Source organism: Cellulosimicrobium composti (assembly GCF_009711085.1).
In the GTDB taxonomy this organism is placed as follows: Bacteria; Actinomycetota; Actinomycetes; order Actinomycetales; family Cellulomonadaceae; genus Cellulosimicrobium; species Cellulosimicrobium composti.
This window is the reverse complement of the sequence record NZ_WMKA01000080.1, coordinates 1-9,205: the sequence shown is the minus strand read 5'-3', so window position 1 is coordinate 9,205 and position 9,205 is coordinate 1. Positions and strand designations below refer to the sequence as shown.

Below are 9,205 nucleotides of genomic sequence, written 5' to 3'. Positions count from 1 at the left end.
CGGCAACCGCGCTACACCACTATCGGGGACTCAACTCCGTCGAGCCGCTCCCGCCCAAGCTGCGTCGTTCACTGACGTGGGACCAGGGAGCCGAGATGAGTCGCCACCACGAGTTCACCGCAGCTACCGGGATCCCGGTCTACTTCTGCGACCCGGGCAGACCTTGGCAGCGCGGCAGCAACGAGAACACCAATGGGCTGCTTCGCCAGTACTTCCCCAAGGGGACCAGCCTCGCTAACCACACTCGCGAAGTTCTGGCGGTCGCCGCGAGTCAACTCAACGACCGGCCCCGAAAGGTGCTGGGCTGGGAGTCACCGCTTCAACGCCTTCATCAGCTGGCGAACGCCTGAGAAACTGGCTTGCGTCTCGAGTATTCCACAGGGATGGCAGCGATTCGGCAGGCCTCTGTCGCCGCTTTCAGTCTCACGAGCCTTCGTGCGCCTCGGAAGGGTCCGTGCCAAAGAGTCTTACACGACCCGCTCCCACCTCCGGGTCGTACTCGATTCTCAGCCATATCACCGGTGCTTCTCCCGTACGTGAAGCCTCAGCGCGGGCCCATGCGATAGCGGCCTCGATATCGCAGCCCGATATCGCCGCTGTCCGCTTGGATAGGCCGCCCGGGCCTGACGACCAAAACTCAGCTTGATAGACCGCGTCTACTTGCCAAGATGTATCTAGATGATCATGCCACGAAACTACCATTTTGCCCCAATCGCCACATATTGATGAAGTCCCGTCAGTGCTTGTTGACCTCGAATGACCAAGAGGCACTGTTGGGCGAAGGGTTTGATTCAACTTCGGTTGGAGGTGCTTGATAGTAGGCAACGATAGTGACTAATCGAGCACCACGAGGAATCGATAGACCCAGCCTGATGCCTCCTGACACCTCCTCAGCCAAATTCATGATGTCCGCGGCGTTTAGCGTGTACTCATCGCGATCGCCTTGAGGGATACCCGCTTCATCAACATCCGCGTAGGACGCCACCACCATCATTGTGGGTGCTTGAGGATGATCGAACTGCACAGAGGGCAGGTCCCCGAGGCTCACAGAGGGGAGGGCCTTAGCCAGATCGCGAGCCTCGGACTCGGTTTCCGGACGAGTGACGTGTAGGACCCCATCCGCACCCTGCCAGTAGGAACTCATGGTAGGCAGTCGGACGCCCGCTATCGAGGCAGCGGGCGGCTCATCGGGGTATGACTTTACGACCACGGAGGGCGCCCGCTCTGCGCCTTGCAAGCTCGTCCTCTCGGGTGAATCGCCGGTGTTGCACGCGGCAAAGGCGAGGGCCGCAGCCACAGCAAGCGTCACGGCCCTCGCCCCGAGGACTGCCCGTCTCAGTTGCAGGCGAACCACTTTTCGTTTCCAGTGGTCACCGTTCCCCTTTGGCCGTTGTAGTCGGCGAGGTGGTTTGAGACCCCCCTGTAGCCACGGTTCGGCGCGCCTCCGCAATTGGCGTGTACAGGAACCTCGAGTGTGCCCGACTTGTTGTAAGCCTGGCCGGTCACACGGTTCATGAGGTTGTCGCCCCACCAGTCGATTCGGTAGAGGGCAGTGGTCTGCTGCTTGACCGGCGAAACGCCCGGGCATCGCGTACGGCCGTGAACGCTTGCGTCTGGCCCTGATCTGTGCGGGTTGTCGGTGAAACCCTCACACCCGTTGAAAATGAGGGCAAGCGTGCCGACGCTTGACCCACCGTCCTGTTGCACTACCAGCCCCGCTGATGGGGTCAGTTGAGAAAATGCCTCGTCGGTCAAATGGAGAGTGAGGTCCGGTTCCGACGGATCAACTCCGGCGCTTGCTGCACTGCTTGCGCCTGCAGTTCCAACTAGAAGCGCGGTGGCCACCCCTGTGGCGAGTAGCGCGTGCCACGACTTTTTCATTTACTGCCCCCTTGATGACGTCGGTGCCATACGCAGTCTCGCGGCCAAGCATGGATGCCGACGGCTCTAGTTGGACTGCGCTGGTCGTGGTGTGCGGTCAGGCTACCTGGCAGGTGTGACTTTCACCACCGCGTCGGGTGGCAGTGCCCGAGCAGTCTGGGTCCGCGGCCTACGATGCTGCCGAGACGGTCGGCGTTGCAACGACTGCTGGAATTCGCCCCCTGGTGGTCGGGGCTCGTCGTATCTGGGCTCAGCGGCGCTCGACGGCGTCGGCCCAGAGCCAGGCCCACCCTTCCCGCCCGGCGGGGGAGAGGTATTCTCCGGCTAATCCGCCGACGAGCTCCGCACTGTAAGTGGCCATCGTGTAGCCGCGAGGTGGGAGAGTGCCGGACGCCTGGGGAGCGCGTTGCACCTTTTCGCGCTGTCGCGCTACTCCAGTCAGGCAATCTGGGCAGGGCGTAGTTTTCCTTGATCGAGGTGATATGTCGTGCCTGCGCGTCCGGCTAGGAGGGGGTCGTGTGTGACAAGGATCAGCGCGCAATTGTTGATTCGGGCCAGATCGAACAGAAGTGCGGATGCCCGGTCGCGCAGCTCGGTGTCGAGGGCTCCGGTCGGTTCGTCGGCCAGCAGGATTGACGGGCTATTGATCAGGGCTCGAGCGAGCGCGGTGCGTTGAGCTTCTCCGCCGGAGAGGTCTCGGGCGCGGGTTTGCGTGGGTACTGCGAGGTCGGCCAGCAGGGTCCGAGCGCGGTCGAGCGCACCCGCCTTGGTCCGAGGGTTCATGAGGGCCGGGAGCGCAACGTTCTCTTCCGCGGTGAGTTCGCTCACGAGTTCGCTGTGTTGGAAGACGGTTCCGACGGTCTCGGATCGGACCCGCGCGAGATCTCTTCGCCCTTGCCCGCTTAGCGCGGTGGCACCGAGATGGATTTCCCCCACCTGGGGAGTGATCAATCCCAGCAGACACGACAGCAGGGTCGTCTTCCCGCTGCCTGATCGACCCATGATTGCGACTGACTCCCCGTAGCCCACTTGGAGCTCGACGTCGTCAAGCACCTTCGTTTGACCGAACGAGTGACTCACGGCGTGCATCCGCACTGCAGGCTGCGGTGATGCGCTCGGTGAGCCGTGTGGCTCAAGGGCTGTGTCCGTTCTAGTCACGCGCGCCTCCCGGCGTCCAGTCTCGGCTGAGCTTTTGCAGTGCGAACCCCGTGGGCAGCGCCATCGCCCCAAGGACGACGGCGACCATCACGCATACCGCGGCGATGACGGGACCCGACCCGCCGGTTGTGCTCAAACTCGCGCTAGTGACGCGGGCGAAGAGTGCGGCCGTGCCGCCACCAAGAAGGAGAGTGGCCCCGATGATGACTCCCATCCGATACGCCAGAATCGCCGGTAGGCGGGGGTGTGAGGAGAAGAGAGCGTCAACGGGCAGCGCCTTGGCGATCTGACGTCGCTGATCGTCGACGGTGCGGATCCAGACGGCGCTGATGAGGAGGATGCCTCCGGCGATCGCGAACCATCCAATCCACCGGAACGCGTGCGCGAGGTCGTTCGCACCGATGACCCAGTTTTCGCCACCGACCGAGACGTTCCACCCTGGGCCCCCGCTCTGTGCGACAGCTCGCTGAACGGCGTCTCGATCGACTCGGGTGCCATCGACGTTGAACGCGACGTAAGCGAGCCGGATTTCATCGTTATCGGCGGGTACCGGCTCGCCCAGGTTGATCGCCACGGGGGTCGTTTGCCCACTCGTGATGGTTGTACTGAGCATGCCCGGCAGTTGGGTGACGGGGGTCTCTTCGCCCGGTACGAGGCCCCAGTGCTCAAGAGCAGGTTCGGAGCCGTGAATCGAGGTCGTGAAGTCGTAGGACCCATCCTCGAGCTGATGCGCCTCTTCCATCAGGGTGAGGATCCCGACGCTGTCCGGCAGTGCCGCAAGCGCCTCCTCGGAACCCACGAGACCTGTCGAAGGTGGGGTGATCTGCACGAACCTGCCGTCGATTTGGTCGATCACCTTCTGCGCCTGGACGGCAGGGATGGCGCCCATCAGCGCCCACGTGCTAGCCAGGCCCGTGACTACGATAAGCGCAGCGCCTGCTGCAGCGACGCCTGCTGCCCGTCGGGAGTTCTCCAAGCCACGACCGAGAAGCAGAGCCGTCGCTGAACCCTTGCGGCGGGCGAGAGACGTGATGCCCCCGGCCCAGAGCGTCATCAGCTGGCCGACCATTGCGGGCATCAAGCACAGCGCGATCAGAGAGCCGCCGATCACCCACAGGACCGCCCCCCGATCCTCACCGGCAGCCACCGCGGCGGCAGTTTCCGCAACTGCGACCTGCGAGGTGACCAAGACCGCCGCGACGCCGACAACGGCCAGCCATGGCCGTGAGCGTGGTGCTTTCACCGCGCGCGGGCGGTTGCCCTGCGCGAGACGGCGGGGGTAGGTAGCAACGAACGCCACTAGCACTGCAACGAGCAGGCCTCCCAGCGCCGATCCCGCGTAGATGGCCGTGTGCCGCTGGACGTCGACGCTCCGCACTGTGAAGCCGGCGAACGGGACTGTGATGTCAGTGAAGTAGGTGACAAGCACGAGACCAGTGGCAAGGAGCCCGCCAACTAGCAGTGGCGGCAGAACTTGCTTAAGGAGTTCGCGGTGGAGGCGACGGGGGTCGACGCCTAGCACTTCGAGCGTGCGATTGAGCCGTGCGTGACGACGCATTGCCAGTTGCAGGGCCGTGCCCAACAGCACGAGCGCTGGCAGTACTGCGGCGAGGACGATGCCTGCAAAAGCTGCCGGTGCGGAGATCCGATCGTCGAGGAAGAACCCCGAGCCTTGGATTGCGACTTGCTGCATCGGTCCTTTGACGCCGAACCCGGCTGCTGCCCACTGGTCGTCCAGCGGCTCGGAGGGACGAACGAGCAGCGTCCGTGATGTGGCGGAGGGAAGTGCCTCATCGGGAAGGACCCCCGCCAGCTCACCGAATCGCGCCCCCAGTTCCTCAACAGACCCTGTGAGGTCGGGCGAGACCAAGAACTGGCCCGGCTCAGGCCAGGCGGTGAGTCCGAACGGTGCGGGCGCCGTGGGCGAGACGGGTTCGGCGACGATTGCGATCGCGCTTCTGGCGTCGGCACTCACCCAGAGTGGGCGTGCTCGGACAGTGGTGGGTTCGTCGGGGAAGAGTTGGGAGTTACGGATGGCGGTGGCATCCGCAAAATCCACGCGCGCGGCATACGTCCCTGCGGCGATGCCGAGTGCAAGCGTCGTCAGGACGACGAGCGCCGTGGACACTGCCACGAGTAAAGACACCGTTCGTGGCAGTGCCCACGGAGACTTCATGCGTCGATCCGGATCAGTAGTCGCTGTTCCAGCTCGAGCACACCATCGGCAGCGCGTTGCGCGAGCGACACGCCTGGACCGCCGTGATGTCGTGCCCCGTGCCCTTCGAGACGGTCGTGTTGTACCCGCTCTGGTTGCTGATCCCACCCGAACCGGTCGGAGCGTTCCAGTTCGAACGCGTCCAGTCACCGTCCGCGACAGTATCCCGGTTGTAGATCGTCGTTCCGTACGAGTACGCCTTCGAACCCGTGGTGGTTGCCCCGTGGCTACCCGCGAACGCCGCACCGGAGGCTCCGACACTCACGGCCGTGGCCACCGCCAGGGCGAGCGCGATGCTCTTCCCCCGCATCTTTCGGCTCATCTTCGAACCTTCCCCTAGGTGAGAGGGCTCAGCGCCCCCAGGGGCAGCCCTGCCCCCGCGACGGACCGTATCCCACGACCTGCAAGTCGTCCATCAGAACACGCAAGTAAGGCGTCTGCTCCCCGTAAAGGGCTCGTACCAATTAGCCGGATCCGGTCGGCACTGGGTGTACGAGCGTTGCGGAACAGGCCTATCGCATCAAACGGCTTCGTGGGCGCCTGCGATGAGGGCGTCGAGGCGTTCGATGAGTTGGTGGTGGCGTTGGGCTTCGCTGATCCAGCCTCGTTGTTCGGCGTCGTGGGCGAGGGCTTCGGCGTCGATGCGTTGGACGGCGAGGATGGGTAGTGACGAGGGTTCGGCGCGGTAGCTGGGGCAGTGCTCGCAGATGTTGGCGTAGCTGCAGGCGCCTTGGGCAGGAGTTCTGAGGCAGAAGCCTCCGGCCATGCGGGACTTGAGCAGGGGTGTAGTGCGCCAGTCCTTGCCGCCGGTGATGTCGACCAGCGGGAGTTGGACTCGTTGCCCCCTCGTTGACGCAAGACCGTCCGCGGTCCGGGGGGCCTGTGCCTTGGCGAGCTCGAGCGCGCGGTCGTACTCGCGGCGGACGGTGGTGTCGAAGAGGCGCCCGTAGCGCAGGCTCATGGCTGCGCTGGCGTGTCCGAGCAGGGCCATGAGGGATTGCAGCGACACGCCTGCGTTGACGAGCGCGGTGGCGTAGGTGTGCCGCAGCTGGTGGGTGGTGATGTGCTCCAGGCCCGCGGCCGCGGTGGCGCGGTTGAGCTCCTCGCGGATCGCTGCGTTGCTGATGCGGCGGCCGTGGTGGGTGAGGAGGAACTGTGCGGGGCGGCGGTAGCGCGGGTGGCGGATCGGGCGGCCGTGCGAACGGACCTCGATGATGCGGTCGACGAGTTCGAGGGTCTCGGTGTCGAGGGGGACCATGCGTTCGGTGTCCAGCTTCCCGAGGGGGACCTTGAGCCAGGCGCCGTTGCCATCGATCTCGTGGACGCAGTCGAGCTCGAGGTCGAGGAGCTCGCCGATCCGTAGGCCGCAGGCGCGCTGGAGGCGGATCGCGAGAGCGGCGAGCTCGTTCACCGGGTACTCGGTCAGTGCTGCGGTCAGGCGGCGGTCGACGTCGACGGGCAGGTAGCGCGGCAAGACCTTGGGGAGCCGGGGGATGTCCTCGCGGAACAAGACCTTGCGCGAGGGCGCGGCATCCCAGCCCCATTCGGAGATGTCAGTCAGGAACGTGGCCACCGTGGTCACGCGACGGCTGCGGTTCGCGGCAGTGAGGGGCTCGCCGTCGCGCATCCTTGCGGCCTGGGTCAGTGCGGCCAGCCACGGTTCGATGTGGTTGCGGCGGTCCAGGTCGCCGAGCGTAGTCAGGGTGGGGTCGTGCTCGGTGAGGAAGGTGCCGAACTGGTCGAGCTTCGTCGCGATGGACGTGACGTGGTGCGGGCTGCACGTCGCTCGCTTGCGTTCGAGGTAGGCGATCATCTCCGCCCGGATCGTCGCTGTAACGCCAGCGAGCCGGTCGTCGAGGTCCTGGGCGGCGCGTCCGGGCCGCGAGGGCAGGGTGTCCAGGACGCCGAGGTGATAGAGCACGCGGTGGGTGTTGCTGATCGCGGACAGGTAGTGCTCGTGCACGATGCCGGTGCGTTGTCGGCGTTCGTAGCAGGCCGCGGTGAACTCGTTGAGATCGCCGAGGGTGAGTTCCTCGAGGCGTCGGCCGGTCTGGATCAGCAACCGGGCCGGGACCTGGGACCCGGTGGCGATCCGGGTGCGGACCGCGAACCCGATCGTCTCGGCGGCGTCGAGGAAGCGGTCGATCTCGCCGCGCAGAGGGCTCGTGTTGATCTCGCGCCAGAACGGGGTGAGGGTCCGTTCCAGCAGGTAGTCGTATCCCGGGTGCAGCCGGTTGTGGAGCATGAGGAAGGTCAGGGCCGGGCGGGTGTCCTTGTCGGCGGCGAGGCGGTCTGTCAGCGGCAGGCTCGCCCATGCTTCTGGTTCGGGCCAGGTCCGGAAGAACTTGCGTGCCGCGCGCTTGAAGTGCGCGCTGGTGCGACCGGTTGCGGCGAGGTGGGCGAGGTAGGCATCCAGAAGGTCGTCCCCGTCCAGGTCACTGAGTGCGTGGTGGTCAGGCGTCGCGGGGGCGGAGGCGTTCGTGGGCGGCATCGAACTCTGCTTTCACGTGTGCCGGGGCGAGGTGGACGTAGCGGGCTGTGGTCTCGACGTGCGCGTGACCGAGCAGCGCCTGGAGGACGGCGAGGTCGACGCCGGCTTCGGCCAAGGTGGTGCCGAAGGTGTGGCGCAGGGCGTGCGGGTGACCGCCGGACACGCCGGTGAGCTGGCGGTGGTAGCGGAAGATCGTGCGTAGACCGGCTGGGGTCAGGCCCTGGCCTCGGTTCGGCCCCTTGGCGACGAGAAATAGGCGGTCGCTGTCGGACTCGGGGCGTTCTACGAGCAGGTAGGCGTCGATCACCGAGGCGGCGTCCCCGTCCAGCGGGACGCGGCGCTGACGGGAGCCCTTGCCCGTCACGGTGACCCACCGGCCGCCGATGTCGACGTCCTTGACGTTCAGGGCAAGGACCTCGCCCGACCGCAGCCCGCACCAGAGCATCAGGCCCGCGATCGCCCGGTCGCGCCAGGTACGAAGGCTCCCGACCAGCGCCCTCGCGTCCTGCGGCGACAACGAAGCGGGAAGCCGCCTCGGTTCGCGTAGGCGCAGCACCGAACGTGGCGCGCGCCGGCGTCTGGTGTGCGCGAGCAGGCCCGTCCGTTCGCCCGGCGCAGTCCACCGGGCGTCACGACCGCGCGGGACAGGGTTCTTCCGCCCCGGCGAGCGCAGTCCAGCGAAGGCGAACATGCCCGAGACCGCGGCCAGGCGCCGGTTGATCGTGGACGCGGCATACCGGTCCAGCCGTTGCCCCGTCATCGAGACCACGTTCGGCCCCGGACGACCCGGGACGCTCGCTTCCCGGCACGCCCGCAAAAAGTCCAGCACATCGGCCGTCGTCACCGCGGCCAGGTCGAGATCCCGGTCGGAGAGCCACCGGCAGAACGCGAGCAGGTCGTACCCGTACGACCGCACCGTGGCGCGAGAGTAGTTCCGATCCAGCAGGTGACTCAGGTATTCATCAACGAGTAGGAACCGGTCCGCGCCCTCACCCACGAGGTGCCAGCCCTCGCCGCGCTGCTCCAGCCGCAACGCGGCCCTGGCGTCCATGCGCCACAGGTGTAGCACAGCCCACCCCTACCGCGATAGATCTCCCGGCAGCCTCACGAGGCTGCTGACCTGCGCAAATGCGAGCCATAGCCGGTTAACAGGTAGCGGACGTGGACCTGGCGGCCGGCCCATGCGACGGCCTCACCGTCGACGCGGGCCTCGCCGCTCTGGCGCTGCGTGATCCACGCCCGCACCGGGATGCCCTCCGGCGGCCGCACGATCGCCACGCCGCGACGCGCGAGTTCGGGCGCTTCTTCGGCGTAGTCACGCATCGGCACCGTCTCGATACCGGACGGCCAGCCGCCCGGAGGCGGACGTCGACGACCCACGACACAATCATATTCGAACACCAGTTCTATAGGGTTCCCTCCGGGGCGTCGTTGACGTAGGCGACGCAAGGGTTGAGCCT

Annotated in this window: 7 protein-coding genes and 1 pseudogene; 1 reads left to right on the top strand and 7 read right to left on the bottom strand. The window is 66.1% G+C overall.

Annotation, left to right across the window (positions count from 1 at the left end):
• A partial coding sequence (locus GJV82_RS18710; protein WP_155100270.1) for an IS30 family transposase occupies positions 1-350 on the top strand: 350 nt, incomplete at its 5' end.
• A 386-nt stretch (positions 351-736) separates the two neighbouring features.
• On the opposite strand, the gene GJV82_RS18705 is transcribed toward GJV82_RS18710, so the two are convergent.
• From GJV82_RS18705 to GJV82_RS18670, 7 genes and pseudogenes are all read right to left on the bottom strand, one after another.
• Entirely contained in the window at positions 737-1,144 is a 408-nt protein-coding gene (locus GJV82_RS18705; protein ID WP_155100269.1) for a hypothetical protein, read from the bottom strand.
• Between the two features lie 1,175 nt (positions 1,145-2,319).
• A complete protein-coding gene (locus GJV82_RS18695; protein WP_318657830.1) occupies positions 2,320-2,961 on the bottom strand; it encodes an ABC transporter ATP-binding protein in 642 nt (213 codons plus the stop codon).
• 70 nt (positions 2,962-3,031) lie between these two features.
• Positions 3,032-5,167, bottom strand: a complete 2,136-nt coding sequence (locus tag GJV82_RS18690) for a hypothetical protein (protein WP_155100266.1) — start codon at positions 5,165-5,167, stop codon at positions 3,032-3,034.
• A gap of 61 nt (positions 5,168-5,228) precedes the next feature.
• On the bottom strand, positions 5,229-5,576 hold the full coding sequence (locus GJV82_RS18685; protein WP_155100265.1) for a hypothetical protein: 348 nt from the start codon (positions 5,574-5,576) through the stop codon (positions 5,229-5,231).
• 198 nt (positions 5,577-5,774) lie between these two features.
• The gene (locus GJV82_RS18680) at positions 5,775-7,745 is read right to left on the bottom strand and encodes a tyrosine-type recombinase/integrase (RefSeq protein ID WP_155100264.1); all 1,971 of its coding nucleotides are present in this window, start codon (positions 7,743-7,745) and stop codon (positions 5,775-5,777) included.
• The gene (locus GJV82_RS18675; RefSeq protein ID WP_155100263.1) at positions 7,708-8,796 is read right to left on the bottom strand and encodes a tyrosine-type recombinase/integrase; all 1,089 of its coding nucleotides are present in this window, start codon (positions 8,794-8,796) and stop codon (positions 7,708-7,710) included. Before GJV82_RS18675 ends, GJV82_RS18680 begins: the two co-directional genes overlap by 38 nt.
• Before the next feature lie 53 nt (positions 8,797-8,849).
• Positions 8,850-9,205, bottom strand: a pseudogene (locus GJV82_RS18670) (hypothetical protein); the annotation flags it as partial.